The organism is Gimesia chilikensis (assembly GCF_007744075.1).
Taxonomy (GTDB): Bacteria; Planctomycetota; Planctomycetia; order Planctomycetales; family Planctomycetaceae; genus Gimesia; species Gimesia chilikensis_A.
Map to the genome: position 1 here is coordinate 7,357,709 of NZ_CP036266.1, position 15,299 is coordinate 7,373,007.

Here is a 15,299-nt window from a genome sequence, read left to right on the forward strand (position 1 = left end):
TAGTTTCTTGCAGAAAGCATGACTCATGCCTGCACATGAGAGCCTATTATACAGAGCTGTCTGCAGGACGACGCGGTTCATTTATACGATCCCCGGAAATTTCGGAATCCTATTCTGGAAATGCAGGCAGCGGGATTTGGAATGTATTAGAATCAAAGAGTGAAATGTGAACCCGAACCGACCCTGCAGAACACGAGGTGCTCCGATGTTGTGGATTTGTCGCGTTGCTGTTTTCAGTTTGATCTGCTGCTGTCTGGCTGTGCCCCTCAGTGCAGAGGAAACTTTTCCGAATGCACGGAAGCCGGCGACGGATGAGGAGCTGAAATACTGGCTGGAAAACATGTCGCTGTATCATCACTATTCGCTGGATGAAATGCAGCAGGCGACCGGGCTTTCGAAGCCGGAGATCAAGTCGGCACTGAAACGGTTTGAACTGCAGGAGCGACTCGCACCGGAGCGTAAGCCTGCGGATATCTTAACGGTGAAGCCGTATCCGGGCGGTCGGCATCCGCGGATCGGTTTTCTGGAAGGGGCGATCAACCCCCAGCGGGAGACGAAGATCTCCGTGTTTGCCCCCTGGGATCCGGCCAGCTATGTCGTGCTGGATATCCCGGAAGCGATCTGGTCGAACCTGGGTCTGACGTACCTGGCGCACACGCATGTGCCTACGATCTGGACACAGCAGAATAAGGAACTGCCCCCGCAGGAATGGTCAGTCTATCTAGACGGATCCATGGTAGCACGACGCCGACTGCCCAATGGTATCGAATTCGGAACGATCGTGTTGCCTCTTCAGAAAGCGGTGCTGATGGAGATGTGGTTGAAGAATGGCACTGATGAGCCTCTTTCCAGGCTGCGGGTGCAGAACTGTGCGATGCTGAAAATGATGGACGGCTTCACCCAACAGAGCAATGACAACAAGGTATTTCGCGCACCGTATGCCGCCTGCCGGTCTGCTAAGGGCAACCACTGGGTGATCATGGGGTGGACTCCCTGCTTTAAAGCGTGGGGCAATCAGAAGTGTCCCTGCCTGCACTCGGATCCGATTTTTCCTGACTGTCCGCCGGGAGAAATCAAACGGGTTTACGGTATTCTCACGTTTTATACCGGGACTGACATCGAGGGCGAGTTCAAGCGGCTGGAAAAAGAGAACTGGAAGAAATACCTGATGGAGCGCACGTTTTAGACGCCGGCTCCTGTTTTGGTTTTTCGCCGGGCGAGCAGTTTTTCCAGACGTGAAATCAGATGCTGCGGAGAGAGTTGGTCACCATCGACTTTGATCGTTTCCATCACCGCATCATCTTCCGGCGTTTGTACCAGTAGCACGACGCCCAGCGGGGAAAGCGAATCAAAATATCCCTGCCAGGCCTCGAACTGTTCCTCGGAGAGGCTGGTGAGATCGATGCGATAACAGACAACCGGATGCGTGCGCAGGAACTGCAGCATGGCGGGATCGTGCGAGTAGCGTGCCTCTAAAAAAAGGATCAAATAATCTTTGCTTGACATGGCGCTGATCAGGATGACTTTGCCTTGATCCATGTCACGCTGGATGTGCGGCAGGGAATATTCCTGCCAGGCGATTTCTGTCTGTTGAGGCGGCGGAACCAGAAAAAAGAGGGCCGCAACTGCAATCAGACAGGCCAGAAAACAGGCCAGCAGATTTTTATGATAAAAAAATGAGTTCCGACTGGGCATTTTGTAAGCTTCCCGAATTAAATCATTTTCATCTGAACCTGTTGTTGTCATCATACTTGTGATTCTAGCGGATAGAACTGCCTATTTTGACAGAGAAGTCCGCTTTGGGATAATCACAGGAAATTCATCGAACCTTATGTGAAGACTCGTCGTCTCACCGTTATAATATATTAACACCAGTCTTAAGCCTCAATTCAGTGAGGCACATCGGTCCAATGTTCTGTGACCCGCCGTTTCTTTCTTTTGAACAGGGGGCTCTCTTATGAAGTATCAACTCGTTCTGCAATTCACGGGAACTGTAATTCCTGACTATGATTCACTGGTAGACCTGGAGTCGGTGCTGATTGAACAAATTCAGGAAGATGGCAAGGCGACCGTGGACGGACATGATTTCGGCAGTTCGCAGATGAATCTGTTTCTGACCGTGGATGATCCGGAGAACGTCTTGAACCGCATCCGTGGGAAGATTCAACATCCGCTGATGGAACGCGTGCGTGCCGGCTATCGTAATGTGACTGACAATACTTTTCGCGCCATCTGGCCGGAATCGCTGCATGAATTTTCTGTGAAGTCAATTCAGGCCTGAGCGAGTCACGCTTTTTAACTGCTCTTTAGTCTTCCTCTACCGGTCAATCACTGCAGAACAGGACGAAACGTCCGTCAGGTGACATCGACAGACTGAGCAGTTTCTGATCCTGCTGTCTGGGTTCCAGCCTGCGCGGCGGTCCCAGTTTGGTCAGATTGATTGCATACAAGGCAGTCCCTTCCGGAGTGCGCCCCGTAAAGACGCAGGTTCCTGTTTTTCGGAATAGACGGGGCAGCCGGGAACTTCAACGCGTGGTTGACTCGCCGGGCGTGGTTGACTCGCCGGTCTCAGGATCGGCTGATGCTACTTACCGCAGACACTGTATTTGATAAACGGGTACCGGGCTTTGACCTCGTCGCTGAGTACAGCGGATTGTTCTGAACCAATATCACACCATTTGAGCTCGCGCAACTCGGGCATGGTGGCCAGGAGTGTGAGTCGTTTATTGGTCAGTGACTGCGGGTATTCGATTTCGAGGGTCTCTACATGAGAGAGCCAGGGCAGCAGGTGCGCTGATTCATCAGAGAATGACAGCGTTCGCACGGTGAGATGTTTCAGCGCGGGCATGCGGGCGAGGTAGATCAATGTCGACTGATGGAGATTCAGATTACGACAGTAAAAAGATTCGAGCTGATGCAGACGCGTGAGCGGTTCCAGTGCATTGACGTCAGGCAACTTGACTGGAATGTGTACCTGCTGCAGATTCGGAAAGGCAGAGAGCAACTGCAGTGCTTTGCGAGCCTGTTTGCCTTTGAGATGCTCTCCCGTGTCCCAGCCGATGGTCAGCGAGCGGAGCTTCGTATTCTGTTTCGCGAGACGCTCAAGCAGATATTCCATCTCTTCCGGAGAGCCAGAGGGAACTTTAAGTACTTCCAGGTTGGGGGCCAGGGCCAGGGCATCAGCGAGTTTCTGGCGGGGAATGCGTTCCCGGATGGTCCAGCTTTTCAGACGCTGATGATCCCCTTTGGTGAGGAAGTCATACATCATGTCCTGGCTGACTTTTCCACAGTCGACTTCCAGATTGACCAGCGATTCACAACCGGCCAGTTTTTTCCAGAAGCGTCCGACCTCTTTGGGCTCCAGGTGGATCTGCAGTTTGAAGTCTTCCAGTTCAGAAAGATTGAGCAGTTGCTCTGCAGCGATGGTGGACATCTTCTGATCGCCGAAACTGAGGTGCAGGCGACGGAGCTGCGCGAGTTCTGCGATGTGCTTCAGTGCTGTTTCATCGAGATGCGAATGCAGGATTTCCAGATCGGAGAGTTGGGGAAGATCGTGAAGTGCCTCGTACCCGCGTTGACTGATGCGACAATAGGAAAATTTGACGCTGTGCAGTTTTTCAATTTTTGTCAGCGTTTCGACACAGGCTCCCAGTTCCGGATTGGATTGATCCCGGGTTCCATAGAACCAGACACGTACCGGGAACGGGAGTTGATTAATGTGAGGAATCGCGTTGGTGAGTGCTTCGGTGTGGTTAAAGACTTTCTTGCCATCGACTGTCTTCTGTGGATTGCCGACCCAGATCGAGAATGGCTCATCATTCCGGGGAAACCAGATTGTCAGTTTCTGATTGCGGATCTGCTGATAGATCCGTTCCAGCGCAGGGTCCTGCCAGGATTCTGTTTCATGGGAATGTGAGGTACCAGCGGTCTCCGTGATATGAGGGACCCGGCTCGCGAGGATCTGATTGATCTCTTCGAGTTTCCTGGTCCGTTCCAGCACACGAGGATCGGACTGCAGTTTGAGAGGTGGCGCAGGTGAGTCCTGCTGCTTGTCGGCGACGGCATTTTGTGTTGAATCAGAACTCAACAGAAAACAGCCGATTCCTGCCAGCGCAATCACCACGATCGTTGATACTAAAGTCAATTGTCGAAACATTGCCCGCTCTCCCTCTGCCTGCTTCTGAATCCTGACTCAGAAAGTTCCGGCACCGTTTGAACCGCTCCCTTGCAGGAGCCCGTCAGTTAAAAATGTCGCCTTAATTTACTTCATTTCACTAACTGATTGTACACAGCAAAACAGTTGTTGTCCGCCCAGAGTTTAAAGATTTTTTCACACAGATGTCCTGTGATAACGGGAGACATCGTATCCTGTTCAAAATCAAGCATTTACAAATGACGCATCAGCAAACCCCACTGCGAGGTATTCCCCTCCTTTTTCCGTCTCTGCTTTTTTTGAAAAACCCTGTAACAGCTGCTGCGGTTTTGCGCCTGGTAGTCAGTAGAGGACACAAATTCATTTTCTTTGAGGGGAGACTTTGAATGACAACCAGCTATACCACACTGACCATTTCTGAAGATCGGACCATCGCTTTTGAAAACCAGCTGCAAAACAAGATTAACCAGGGAAGCCTGGCGTTGCTGGTCGCATTGGGTTACCGGACGGGGCTCTGGAAAATCATGAGTCTGCTGGAGCATGCCACGAGCAGTGAGATTGCAGCGGAAGCTGGTCTCAAACAAGTGTATGTCGCCGACTGGCTGACGGCCATGCAGGGAGGCGGGCTGGTGGAGTATGATCCGATCTTCCAGACATACCGACTGCCGCGAGAGCATGCGGAAGTTCTGACCGGCTCCGCCCAATACGAGGAGAGCCTGCGCTGGTTGACACTGTTGGGGAAACTGGAGGACGAACTGGCAGAGAGTCTGCGGGCGGGAGCACCGCTATCAGACGAAACCCGCGAACGGATCCTGCAGGCACAGAGTGCAGAGCGTTCGACCTCATTTACAAATCAGCTGTTTCAGCAGATCCTGCCTTTGATTCCCGGTTTGATCATGCAACTCTGCGAAGGCCTGGATGTACTGGACCTGGGTTGTGGCGACGGCAGACTGTTACTGGAACTGGCGACCGCGTTTCCGGAGAGTCGGTTTGTGGGCTACGATCCGTCGACCGAATTAATAAAACAGGCACGCGAAAGTGCCGCAGCGCTGGGTCTGGAGAATATCGCATTCATCGAACGCGAGCTGACAGCCATTCATGCAATCAATGCCTTCGATCTGATCACCGTGTTTGACGTCACCGTGGCGCCGCAGGAACGGGAAGAGATGCTGCAGGCCGTCCAGACGGCACTCAGACCCGATGGAACGTTGCTGCTGAGAGAACTGGCCTGTTCGCGCAGCCGGGAAGAAAATCTGCAGCACCCGCTGTCGGCTTTGCTGTTATCTATCTGCAGTCTGCGGAATCTGACCGGAGCCGAACGTCCAGCAGCGGGTAACGAACGCGGCAGAGAAGCGTTGTGCAACAGTCTGACAGCAGCAGGGCTGGGCGACCTGGAATATCGCCTGCTGCCCGAGGATGTACTGCACGAGTATTACATCGCGCGACCTGGTGTGGCTGCGGAAACCTCGCTTAGCGCTGAAACAGCTTTTTAGAAAGCTCTTCGTAATAGCGGGCATCGGTCCCGCCATCCGAGGCATGCAGGTGCAGGATGCCGGGATCGATAAACACCAGCGCGGGCTGTTCGTGTGCATGTTCTTCCGAGGCTTTGAGCAGGTAGCTGATATCCGTGCGACTCAATCGATGCGTTTTACACAGATCGTAGAACAGCCCCTGTGGCGTATCGGCACTGGCCTTCCGCTGAATCTGCAGGTTTTCCCAGAGATAGAGTCCGAGCCAGATGGAACTGATGACAATCGTCGCGGTGATCAGCAACCAGTTTTCCTGCAGTACTCCACGATTACGAAAGGCACGCGAAACATCATCGGTGTGACCGGCGAGGGTCAGAAAGAAATCATAGGACATCGATTACTCTCCCTTCTCAGTTGCTGATTGGTCAGCGGGTATTTCTTTTGACTTCTCCGGAACCCGCAGGGCTTTAATGGCGACCTCGCGGACCCTTGTTTTCTCATCACTTACCAGGTGCAGCAGTGCCTGTCGGGCTTCGGGGGTGGAAAGCGTGCCCAGGATCTCGGCGCTGGTACGGCGGACCAGTTCATCCGAATCTTCGGTGAGGGCTTTCAGAGCGGGAACCACTTCTCCGTGTAACTGTAAGACCTGTGCACAGCGGGCGGCCTGAATCCGGCGTTTCTTCAACGGATGTGCCATGGCCCGACTCAAATCGATCAGACAACGGGGATCGAGTTTGAGCAACAGCTTACCAACAGAGGGACAGACCTGGGGACTGAATTCTTCAAAATGTTCCAGCACGAAATCGACGTCGAAACTTGCGAGTTCGCGACGGGCGGCTTCCCGCACTTCTTCGATGGGGCTGTCGATTTTTTCAACCAGCAGATTCATGGCATCCGGGACGTGCTGCGCGCGAAGCTGACAGGTCGCCCAGGCCTGTTGCACCGGATCTTCGGAGTCGAGGTTTTCCAGAACCATTTCGGCAACCTCGGCGCGATCGGGATTACGAAGGATCGAGATCGCGGCTTCCTTAGCGGCGGGGGTGCCGTGCTGCAGCATCCAGCGCTGTGCCTGCTTCTTACTCGGCAGATCCAGATCGAGCAGACTGATCAACCGAATGACGCTGGTCTGTAACACAGGTGGAATGCGGGTGAAGTCCTGGTGATCGGCTTCGAGCCAGGCCAGCTTGCCGATCTGTCGGAAGTTGGTCTGCTGCAGTTCTGAAGGATGTTCGGGCAGCCAGCGGAGCAGGTGTGCGATGAACTCGGGATCTTCGCGATTCGCGAGTGCCTCCAGGGCTTTGGTGTTAGGATAGCTTACGCCGGTGAAATCACAGATCAGCTGCATCACGCCGACATGCTTACTCTCGTGAAGAACTTCTTCTGCCAGTCTTCTCGTCTCCGGATCGGAGTGCCAGAGAATCTTACGAATGGCGGCGTCATCGACATTGCCGAGGATCAGCAGGCTCTCCATGATCTCTTCGGGCCGATCGAATTCGGGGAGATTTTCGGCAGCTTTCATCAGCGAACTGAGGATCTCGCGACGGATCTCTTTGGCGTTCTTCAGAAACAAACGGGAGTAAGCTGAGTCAACGCTGCGATCGAGAAAATGCTCGTACAACAGACCGATCAGATGGCGGAGTGTCTGTGTAGCCAGGTCGGGTTGATGATTGACCAGCCGCTTGTTTTCAAACAGATCAATCAGGGCGGGGATCTGCCTGAAGTCGTGGTTGATGCGGACGAACTCCAGGCCACAGTACTGCAGCTCGCGGTTGCCGTGCAGCAGACATTGACGGATGGCGGCATCGAGGGCTTTGGTATGTGTTTCCAAAAGCTTGCGGACAGACGGCGAGTGGATTGCGTACCGACGGATGACTTCGACCAGACCGCGGGCACTCTGCTGCTGGAGCAGCGCAAAGACAGCCTGTTCCTGGATCAACTCGTCTTCGACGTCGAGTGCCAGGATCAAGGCGTTGATCGCATGCGAATTTCTGCTCTGCGCCAACAAATCAAAGGTTTTGGTAATTGAGGAGGCCATGCTGACTTGAGATCGAATTAAGTGCCTGGATCTGCCAACGCAGCGCAAACCCGGGATTAAGAGCCAGGGGTTTGTCCCCTGCCCGTCGCCGGCGCAGCAACTGCGCATTTCCTGCCCGCTATCTTTCAATATCGAGAATCTGAGAGGGCCTTCTGCAGCCAGAGTGTTTTAACCCTGCTATGCGGCATAACCGTTACACTTGCGGCAGGAAGGCCTCAAAAAGCAGGCTGCGACACAGAAAAAGGTGTCGATCTGTCAACCCGTCTGCAGATGCTGCTGGAGGAAGGCAAACGACTCGCGCAGGATATCGGGGGCCATATGACTGTGTCGGCTGAGTTCGACGTGCAGCGCTCCCTGATAGTCAATCTGTCTGAGGCCGGCGAATACATCGTCGAAGTCGATTTCCCCTTCTCCGAAGCGGAGGTGATCGTGCACACCCTGGCGCATGTCTTCGATGTGGATGTTAAAGATGCGCTCACGCCAGGGTTTGAGAAATTCGCTGATGGGCAGTTCTCCCATGCATTGCAGATGACCGATGTCGACGGTCAGTCCGAAATAGGGATGATCAACGAGTGTGAGCAGTTCCTCGAAATCAGCCAGCGTCTCGATGAGCATTCCCGGCTCCGGTTCGAATGCCAGACGCACTTCTTTGTCTGCAGCGTAGTCGATGACCTCGCGACAGCCAGCGGCTAACCTGTTGAGTGCTGCGACGCGGGGCAGGTCTTCTTTTAACTGACCAGCCCAGAATGAGACGGCGTCGGACTGCAGAGCTGCGGCCAGATCAACACAGCGTTTGAGAAAGTCGATGCGGCGTTCCCGCTCTTCCGCGGACGGACTGACGAGCGTCGGCTCGTGTTTGACGCGGGGATCCAGCAGGAAGCGGGCACCGGTTTCGATGACCGTGGAGAGCTGGCATTCCTGCAGCAGTTGCTGTGTCGCTGCCATCTGCCGGGGGAGGTCGGGAGCAAAAGGATTAAGCGTGTAATGATCGACGGTGATGGCTGCGGAGGTATAACCGGTCTCGGCAATCAGGCGGAGGGCATCGTCCCAGCGATGGAAGGCCAGACCGTTGGTGTTAAATCCCGGTTTCACGTCTCAGTTCTCCGCAGCGGATGTCAGTCGAATGCAAACGGCCCTCGTTGTGTAACGAGGGCCGGTATCAGGCTTTCAATATAACGCGATCAGGCTCAGTCAGCCAGTGGCTTGACCTTGATGTTCTTGTAGTAAACCACGCTCTTGGGATCGTGTGCCTGGAGAGCAAAGCTTCCCTTGTCTCCCAGTGAGGGTGATCCGGTGGCCCCTTCGGGTTCGGTGTAATCGATCACGGTTTCGTCGTTGATTTTGACAATCACGTGACGACCTTTGACGATAATGTGCTGCGTCCACCATTCGTTATCTTTGGCGGGTGTCTTGAAGAGTTTGACGCGGTTGTAGAGGCTGCCGGTTTTGACCGGGTCTTTGTGACTCACATTGACCTGCGATTCGTATCCCTGAGTCGGCCAGCCTTCTTCCTGGAATTTAGTGTGGAAGAAGATACCAGAGTTGCTGCCCGGGGTGGTTTTGACGTCTGCTTTGAATTCAAAGTTCTTGAACTCTTCTTCAGTGAAGAGATGCGAACGCTTCCCGGTGACGACGATCACGCCATCTTTGACTTCAAAAGGGCCCCCTTCTGCAATCTTCCAGCCGGTGAGATCTTTGCCGTTGAAGAGGTCAACCCAGCCATCAGAAGAAGCTGCGTTGTTATCACCGGAGCAGGCAGTCGTGCTGCCCAGAACAGAGGAGATCACCAGGGCTGCCATCAGACCGGTGAAGACATTGAAGTAAGACTGCGAGCGGTATTTGTTCATTGTGGGTATCACTCCTGGAAGCGGATCAGAAATAAGACAGAGGTTTCTTGCTCAGTTTCTATATGCTACGCAGGCGTTGCACCCGTTAAAAGGAAACAGAGCACTTCCCGGCTATTTTTCCGAAAAGTGCTCTGCCTGTGTTAAGTATCTTTAGTAATTCAAGCCTGCTTACAGCTTGGGAACTTTGATTTCCTTACCGACTTTGTCGTAGCGTGGATCGCGGAAGTGTTCTACAAAGTACATGCCGAAACCCTGATTGAGTTCGTATTGTGCCCGTTGGGCCCAAGGGGTACCAGGATGCTCTTTGATCACCAGCTTATACTGGTTTTCCGCTTTTTTGAGTTGCTTATCCAGTTCTTCCGGGCTGACCTTGGTGAGTTTGACCTGGACCGGATCCGGGGGCAGCATTTTTTTACCACGTTTCACATTCCAGGTGTTGCTCTTCTGGTCCTTGGGAGCAGGCATGTTTTTAGCATGCGAGTCCATGGCCAGGCAGTACTGGAACAGACGAACGCGGTAGGCCAGACACTGTGCCAGTGTCAGGTCGTAGGCAGCACGCCAGCGGGAGGATTTTTCCTGAGCCCGCAGCGGTTCGATGTCTTCGAGAATGTCGACGGCTTTCTGCAGGAGGCCCATGGCACGGATGGCCTTGGGAACTTCCTTGCTGCCGGCTTCGTAAAATTCTTTCTTCTTTAGTGGGTAGTAAAGTTCCTTGATATTCAACTGCTTATCCAGGTGCGGATTGAGCGTGACGATCACCTTCCAGATAGAAGAACGGAACTTGCTGGCTGAACGGGTAGCATCGTATTCACGACGTGAGAGCAACAGGGGCTGATACTCTTTCATATCCTGGAAACGGAACTGCCGCTCCTGGTTGCTGCCGGCACCGGCCAGACGCTGTTCTTTGCCGGGCAGAACGAAGAAGATACCACCGGTTTCACGGGCGATGCGAACCTGCTCGTAAGGTCCGAACCCGGCCGAGAAGGAATCCCAGCGGCCGTGCAGACCGTCGTATTGCAGAGACTCGGGAAACGCGGTTTCCGGTCCCCGGTTAATCTGAATCCAGTGGGGCAGATTGTAAACGGGATCACGCCAGAGCTGACGGGCATAGGGATAGCCGAAGACCGACTCGCGTCCCAGAATGTAAATCGGAGACTTCATCCGCTTGGCGCGGGTGATGACTTCTTCAACGGCGGCGCCGTCATCGCCGGACTCGTCGGTCACACAGACGATACAGAGACGGCGGTCGGTTTTACGGGCCATGGTACTGTATTTGTCGATCGTGGCCGCGACGGTCTGGCACATGTTTTCCAAGCCGGTTTCATCGATGGGAATTTTGCCGATGGCGTCCTGAACTTCTTTGACGTCCATGGTCGGCTTGGGGGTATGTACGTGAACGGTGGCCCCATAACTGAGAATGGCCGTCAGCAGGGTCTGGTCCCGTTCGCGGGTTTTCTTTTCCTGTTTGGCGGCGATACCAAGTTCGCTGTAGATCTTATTGAAGTTCTCAGAAATTTCTTTCTGGTCGTCTTTCATACTTCCCGATTCGTCGAAGAGCCAGACCACCAGAATTTTCTCTTCCCGCATGATGCGGATCAGTTCTTTGGAGATGCGGCTCATGGCGGTGCCATAACCTTCGACGACCGCACCGACTTCACCGGTGACTTCACCGACACCGAGGTCTTCGCCCAGGATGTCATCGCCGGGCGCTGTGATTTCGCCGGCGTTGATTTTGATTTCCGGTTCTTTGAGACTCTCAGAGGTTTCAATTTTCTGAGAGGAGACGGCGGTTGACGTTGAGGCGCCGACGTTCGTCGAGACCATGCCACCGGAGGTCACACTCAGGTTTTCAGAGACTTCAAGATTGGTTTCCAGAACCTGTTCGAACTCCGCCTGATCGCGTTCGTCATCGAAGATGGTTTCGATGGCGACTTCGGGCTGACTGTCGGTGAGCTGATGATGGATCAGTCCCATGCCGACCAGAATCACAGCGTGAACGATCAAAGAAGTAAAAAAGGCTGAATAGTCTCGCGCTTGAGCCATCAGTAATAATCCCCCCGGCACTTTCTCAGCGAACTGCTTTCAAAGTGTTGTGCCTGTTTTGTTTCAGCGTTGGATGTTGCAGAAACGAGTCTTGAAAAATCAGTTGAAATGATATGTCAGAAACCCGAGGCTCCTGCAATCTCAGGAGCCTCAGTATAAAACTCAAGTGTTGTCGGTGTATTCAGTTAGGTAAATCAGATCTTCAGCGGTTTGTTGGGAGAAACACCCCGTTTTCGGAGGGCTTCATTTCTCTTACGCTGTTCTTCCTCAAAACGTGGGTTCGGTGTTCGGACCCGGTTACCGCTGTTGTCGAGGTTCAGCTTCATTTCCTGCCACTTCCAGCCCAGTGGTTTTTCCAGCTCTTTGGCGGCCAGATAGGACCAGGGAGTTCCCGGATGCTCGTCGATCACGCCATTCAGGAGTTCCATGGCCTGCTTTTCCAGTTTCCGTACAGTTGGGCTGGAACGGGCGTCTTTGGCGGCTACCAGTCTCCAGGCGTTGTTGCCTTTTGTCTCGAAGACTTTGGGATTGCTTTTCATTTCGGCGAGGATCGTGTTGTATCCGTGAGCACGTGCCTGATTGGCCAGGACGCGGCCCAAGGCCAGATCGTAGTTGGCACGCCAGCGGGGTTCTGTGATTTTCTTACGATCTTTGAGCCCCTGTTCCAGCATGACCTGCAGTTCATTCAAGCCGTAGCTGAGCTGCGAGACCGGCTTCTGGGCTTCAGTAATCGCCTGCCTGAGAACGTTATCGGTATTGGCAGGAAATTCCAGAGTGGGCTGAGGCAGTCGACGGTCAGAAAGTCGAGTTGCCGCGGCTGTTCGGACGAGCGCCTGCTTAGCCATGTTTTGTGTGAGCATTCGCTCGTAATCGCGAATGGAGATGTAATCGGGATGGTAGTCCCGCATATCGGCTGCTTCAAAATTGGGAGACGTATCTTCGGTGATGAAGTAGATCCCGTTGGTTTCCGCACAGAGACGTGTCAGTGCGTAGGGACCGTAGCCTGAGCTGATCTGGCGAATGTCGTAATCGGACTGCCCCCAGAACGGCAGTTTGATACGTTCGGGCAATACAGTTTCCGGTCCGGATTGCTGAACAGCAGGAACTTCAATACCAGGTTCGATAGGGAACTGGATGACCACTTCCTGCTGACCAAAGGGAGAGGCGTTCCCCACGACGTAGCATTTAATGCCGTTACGTTTGGTGAGCAGAATGGTTTCTTCCAGGTTCTGAACCGCATCGGTGCCTGCTTCATCGGTTACCACGATGACCATCATATTACGGCGGCTGGAACGTTTGTAGGACAACCAGCGTTTGGAGACCTGGTTCACAGCAGCGAAGACGTTTTCATCGCCGGAGGTATCTTCTTTGATCGAACGGATCTGGGAAACGACTTCTTTGACATCACTGACCGGATCTTTGGTCACGAACTGGGTCGTCGCACCAAAGGCGGCGACAGCGGTTTTGAGTGAAGATTCATTTTCGGCGGCTTCGAGGATGCCCAGCTGTTTGTAGACGTTTTCAAAGCGATCGGCGATTTCGTTACGCCGCTGACTGACTGAAGGTGAAACGTCGAACAGCCAGACGACCAGCAGTTTTTTCTCTTTGACCGCGGCAGCGATTTCGAGGGTCAGACGATCGATGGCCCCCGCTACTCCGCCCGGACGGTCGGTTTCGCCGGTGACTTCCACGGCAGCCGTCAGTTCTTCCTGGGCGGGCTGAGTCAGGTTGTCATCAAAGACCGGTTCGGGAGTTTCAATATCATTTTCCAGCTGATCCTTTAACGCTTCCTGCTGCTCTTTGGCTGAGACAGGGGCGGCCGCCATGGAGGGGGCCAGAATCTCGGTATCGCCGGCGGAACCAACGACGTCCTGAATGGTGGGATCGAGTTTGAAAACGTTGTCGTCCAGTTCTTCGATGGAAGAAATAATCGCATGTTCCGAATCGAGGAGCGTAATGCGGGTGATACTTGCCAGGACAAACAGAATCAGCAGGTGGACCCCGAGACTGATAAACCAGGCGGGAACTTCTTTCATATTGAGCCAGCTGCGGTGTTCGACGTCGACGATTTCTTCGACATGAACGTCTCTGGTGGAATTGGCAATACTCACGGTCTGCTCCTTGGGATGAGACTGTAATTCAAGCACGCGCTTTGTACGTCTGCACGGAAAACGCTGTCACTCACAGGCCGCACGGATACCGCAGCCCGCAACTGACATCAGTTAACATTGATGATTATAAGAAAATCCGTCCATCAATGGTGCGTCAAATGTCAGATTTTACCCCTGAAGGGAGACAAATACAATCATTGCCCTTCCAGACCGCACAGAAATGTATTCATAAGTACACACTCCTGCACATCGTACCCATCACGTGCTACCAGATTAACCTCAAAACCAGGCTTTACATTCGTCTTTATTTTTGCATTCTGCAATAATTTAAGTCGATGGACGAACTGTAAGAGTGCCCCCTGCGACTCCCGTTTTATGAATCCGGGGCTGTTAAACACACTATTCTGACTCAGATCTGGTATCACCTATGTCCTTTGAGTGGTTGACCGAGTGGCTGCCCTTCACGTTTTATTACCTGATGGCGCTGCTGCTGTTCCTGGCGAACTTCGCTGCCTGGGCCTCGATTCTGTTTCTGATTCCGGGCAACTGGATCATGGTCCTGCTTTCGGCACTGTTTTACCTGTTCATGCCCGAAGAGAGTGGCAAGGGTATTTCGCTGACAGTGCTGGTGATCGCAATATTACTGGCGGGGCTGGGAGAACTGGTTGAAGCGCTGGGCAGTTCTGCGGGGGCTGCGAAAAAAGGAGCCAGTCGGCGGGCGATGATTCTGGCGTTACTGGGCACGTTCCTGTTAAGTGTGATCGGCGCGACGGTGGCGACTCCCGTGTTCCCGCCTGTGGGCACGGTCGTGGGGGCGATTCTGGGCGGCGCCGTCGGTGCCTACCTGGGCGCTTACCTGGGTGAAGCGTGGAAAGGGAACCTGGATGTGGATCGCATGGAGATCAGCCGGGCCGCGTTTGTGGGGCGATTGCTGGGCGTGGTAGGCAAGCTGGCGATCGGCGTGGTGATCCTGGTGATGCTGACGATCGATTCGCTGATCTGATTTGCTGTCGCACGAGGAAAAAAAGAAGGCGATCTCCCTCTGCAGAAAGAGATCGCCTCTCGCCTTCAATCTGTTCTGGAACTGTCAACTTCTATCCTGTCAAACCTGCAGTGACCCATTGCCTGAATCGGGACGTATGCGCCCGGACAACGATTGCCTGTCACTGCCGTCTGATAGATTACTCTTCCAGATCAAAATTGATTTCATTGCCCCCCTCTTTGACTTCGGCGGTGAGACCGGAAGTCTTGGGGCTCATGCTGTACTTTTCCGGGATCAGGGAAAGATCCACGTTCGCCTCTGCTGATTCGGCCGGTAGATTGGAGGTATCCCGTTCCGAGATGACCATGACTCCATGCTTGCCGATGGTGGCGCCATCCCCTTTCGTGTAAGTCGTCAGGGTGTAGGTGCCATCTTCCTGAATCTCGCCGGTGGCGGATTTCCCTGGTCCAACCGGAATAAAAGTGACGGTTCCCATTTCGAGAGGCTCACCTTTGTAAGTTACTTTGCCGTGCACTTCAGCGGTCTCCAACTGATCTGAACCGCCGGAGCAGCCTGCTTGCGCAAGCAGCAGCAGGCAGAGCGTGGCTAGTGAAAATTGCTTTAAAGAAAAAATTGCGTTCATTTATATCCTGTTCCTG

14 protein-coding genes are annotated in these 15,299 nt (G+C 53.6%); 4 read left to right on the forward strand and 10 right to left on the reverse strand.

From position 1 onward, the window contains the following. Positions 1-205: 205 nt before the first annotated feature. Positions 206-1,186: a hypothetical protein gene (locus HG66A1_RS27800; protein WP_145192029.1), complete on the forward strand. Its 981-nt coding sequence runs from the start codon at positions 206-208 to the stop codon at positions 1,184-1,186. Here the strand turns inward: HG66A1_RS27800 and HG66A1_RS27805 are convergent. Then, positions 1,183-1,695 carry a hypothetical protein gene (locus HG66A1_RS27805; protein ID WP_145192032.1) on the reverse strand — a complete coding sequence of 171 codons (513 nt, stop codon included), beginning with the start codon at positions 1,693-1,695 and terminating at the stop codon, positions 1,183-1,185. The two genes, HG66A1_RS27800 and HG66A1_RS27805, sit on opposite strands and share 4 nt — an antisense overlap. A gap of 262 nt (positions 1,696-1,957) precedes the next feature. On the opposite strand from HG66A1_RS27805, the gene HG66A1_RS27810 reads away from it, so the two are divergent. Beyond that, positions 1,958-2,281, forward strand: coding sequence for an ABC transporter (locus HG66A1_RS27810; protein WP_145192035.1), 324 nt, complete (start codon positions 1,958-1,960; stop codon positions 2,279-2,281). A gap of 43 nt (positions 2,282-2,324) precedes the next feature. On the opposite strand, the gene HG66A1_RS32705 is transcribed toward HG66A1_RS27810, so the two are convergent. Together HG66A1_RS32705 and HG66A1_RS27815 are read right to left on the reverse strand one after the other, a co-directional pair. Next, entirely contained in the window at positions 2,325-2,450 is a 126-nt protein-coding gene (locus tag HG66A1_RS32705; RefSeq protein WP_261344698.1) for a hypothetical protein, read from the reverse strand. Positions 2,451-2,584: 134 nt separating this feature from the next. Then, entirely contained in the window at positions 2,585-4,156 is a 1,572-nt protein-coding gene (locus HG66A1_RS27815) for a hypothetical protein (RefSeq protein ID WP_145192038.1), read from the reverse strand. 383 nt (positions 4,157-4,539) lie between these two features. Between HG66A1_RS27815 and HG66A1_RS27820 the strand changes: the two genes are divergently transcribed. Continuing rightward, positions 4,540-5,646: a class I SAM-dependent methyltransferase gene (locus HG66A1_RS27820; RefSeq protein WP_145192041.1), complete on the forward strand. Its 1,107-nt coding sequence runs from the start codon at positions 4,540-4,542 to the stop codon at positions 5,644-5,646. Here the strand turns inward: HG66A1_RS27820 and HG66A1_RS27825 are convergent. The 6 genes from HG66A1_RS27825 to HG66A1_RS27850 all read right to left on the reverse strand — a co-directional run bounded on the left by HG66A1_RS27825 (position 5,624) and on the right by HG66A1_RS27850 (position 13,658). Continuing rightward, on the reverse strand, positions 5,624-6,016 hold the full coding sequence (locus HG66A1_RS27825) for a hypothetical protein (protein WP_145044648.1): 393 nt from the start codon (positions 6,014-6,016) through the stop codon (positions 5,624-5,626). The two genes, HG66A1_RS27820 and HG66A1_RS27825, sit on opposite strands and share 23 nt — an antisense overlap. A gap of 3 nt (positions 6,017-6,019) precedes the next feature. After that, the gene (locus HG66A1_RS27830; protein WP_197996844.1) at positions 6,020-7,657 is read right to left on the reverse strand and encodes a HEAT repeat domain-containing protein; all 1,638 of its coding nucleotides are present in this window, start codon (positions 7,655-7,657) and stop codon (positions 6,020-6,022) included. Between the two features lie 255 nt (positions 7,658-7,912). Beyond that, entirely contained in the window at positions 7,913-8,749 is an 837-nt protein-coding gene (locus HG66A1_RS27835) for a sugar phosphate isomerase/epimerase family protein (RefSeq protein WP_145192047.1), read from the reverse strand. Between the two features lie 95 nt (positions 8,750-8,844). After that, positions 8,845-9,504, reverse strand: a complete 660-nt coding sequence (locus tag HG66A1_RS27840; protein ID WP_145192050.1) for a DUF1080 domain-containing protein — start codon at positions 9,502-9,504, stop codon at positions 8,845-8,847. A gap of 168 nt (positions 9,505-9,672) precedes the next feature. Next, positions 9,673-11,547 carry a vWA domain-containing protein gene (locus tag HG66A1_RS27845; protein ID WP_232106688.1) on the reverse strand — a complete coding sequence of 625 codons (1,875 nt, stop codon included), beginning with the start codon at positions 11,545-11,547 and terminating at the stop codon, positions 9,673-9,675. Positions 11,548-11,741: 194 nt separating this feature from the next. Next, positions 11,742-13,658, reverse strand: coding sequence for a vWA domain-containing protein (locus HG66A1_RS27850; RefSeq protein WP_145192056.1), 1,917 nt, complete (start codon positions 13,656-13,658; stop codon positions 11,742-11,744). 427 nt (positions 13,659-14,085) lie between these two features. Here HG66A1_RS27850 and HG66A1_RS27855 point away from each other — a divergent pair, with 427 nt between their 5' ends. Further along, on the forward strand, positions 14,086-14,661 hold the full coding sequence (locus tag HG66A1_RS27855; RefSeq protein ID WP_145192059.1) for a DUF456 domain-containing protein: 576 nt from the start codon (positions 14,086-14,088) through the stop codon (positions 14,659-14,661). Positions 14,662-14,839: 178 nt separating this feature from the next. Here HG66A1_RS27855 and HG66A1_RS27860 read toward each other — a convergent pair whose 3' ends face one another. Continuing rightward, a complete protein-coding gene (locus HG66A1_RS27860) occupies positions 14,840-15,283 on the reverse strand; it encodes a hypothetical protein (protein WP_145192062.1) in 444 nt (147 codons plus the stop codon). Positions 15,284-15,299: the final 16 nt, after the last annotated feature.

Excerpts from the sequence above, each read along its gene's own strand:
- HG66A1_RS27815 (WP_145192038.1), bottom strand. The coding sequence starts at position 4,156 with ATGTTTCGACAATTGACTTTAGTATCAACGATCGTGGTGATTGCGCTG.
- HG66A1_RS27800 (WP_145192029.1), top strand. The coding sequence starts at position 206 with ATGTTGTGGATTTGTCGCGTTGCTGTTTTCAGTTTGATCTGCTGCTGT.
- HG66A1_RS27820 (WP_145192041.1), top strand. The coding sequence starts at position 4,540 with ATGACAACCAGCTATACCACACTGACCATTTCTGAAGATCGGACCATC.
- HG66A1_RS27825 (WP_145044648.1), bottom strand. The coding sequence starts at position 6,016 with ATGTCCTATGATTTCTTTCTGACCCTCGCCGGTCACACCGATGATGTT.
- HG66A1_RS27860 (WP_145192062.1), bottom strand. The coding sequence starts at position 15,283 with ATGAACGCAATTTTTTCTTTAAAGCAATTTTCACTAGCCACGCTCTGC.
- HG66A1_RS27830 (WP_197996844.1), bottom strand. The coding sequence starts at position 7,657 with ATGGCCTCCTCAATTACCAAAACCTTTGATTTGTTGGCGCAGAGCAGA.
- HG66A1_RS27810 (WP_145192035.1), top strand. The coding sequence starts at position 1,958 with ATGAAGTATCAACTCGTTCTGCAATTCACGGGAACTGTAATTCCTGAC.
- HG66A1_RS27845 (WP_232106688.1), bottom strand. The coding sequence starts at position 11,547 with ATGGCTCAAGCGCGAGACTATTCAGCCTTTTTTACTTCTTTGATCGTT.
- HG66A1_RS27840 (WP_145192050.1), bottom strand. The coding sequence starts at position 9,504 with ATGAACAAATACCGCTCGCAGTCTTACTTCAATGTCTTCACCGGTCTG.
- HG66A1_RS27855 (WP_145192059.1), top strand. The coding sequence starts at position 14,086 with ATGTCCTTTGAGTGGTTGACCGAGTGGCTGCCCTTCACGTTTTATTAC.
- HG66A1_RS27805 (WP_145192032.1), bottom strand. The coding sequence starts at position 1,695 with ATGCCCAGTCGGAACTCATTTTTTTATCATAAAAATCTGCTGGCCTGT.